Origin of the sequence: Pseudomonas sp. SIMBA_068 (assembly GCF_046534705.1) — a bacterium.
In the GTDB taxonomy this organism is placed as follows: domain Bacteria; phylum Pseudomonadota; class Gammaproteobacteria; order Pseudomonadales; family Pseudomonadaceae; genus Aquipseudomonas; species Aquipseudomonas putida.
Genome location: NZ_JAWRYI010000513.1, coordinates 1 through 272, shown reverse-complemented (window position 1 = coordinate 272; position 272 = coordinate 1). Strand labels below are relative to the sequence as shown.

Here is a 272-nt window from a genome sequence, read left to right as displayed (position 1 = left end):
CGCCGTCAGTTGCTTTATAAAGCGCCTCAATAACAGCTTGAGGCTTGATTTTTTCTGAAGGGCTTTGTTTGTAACCCAAACATTTTTGTTCACGCCAGCTAATAATTTGTCGCCACCAATCTTCTTGTGCACTGCGATCTATTTGAATTGTACTTTTGTCTATTCCATCTTGAAGTTGTTTAAGTACAGTGTCTAAACAACCTACAACAGGTATATGCGCTTTAATGGTTTTAGAAATAGAGGTAGGGTCTACATCTACGTGAACAATAGTC

General features: G+C 38.6%; 1 pseudogene. It reads right to left on the bottom strand.

Going from position 1 to position 272, the window contains the following annotated elements:
* A pseudogene (locus SB756_RS30185) lies at positions 1-272 on the bottom strand (acetolactate synthase 3 large subunit); the annotation flags it as partial.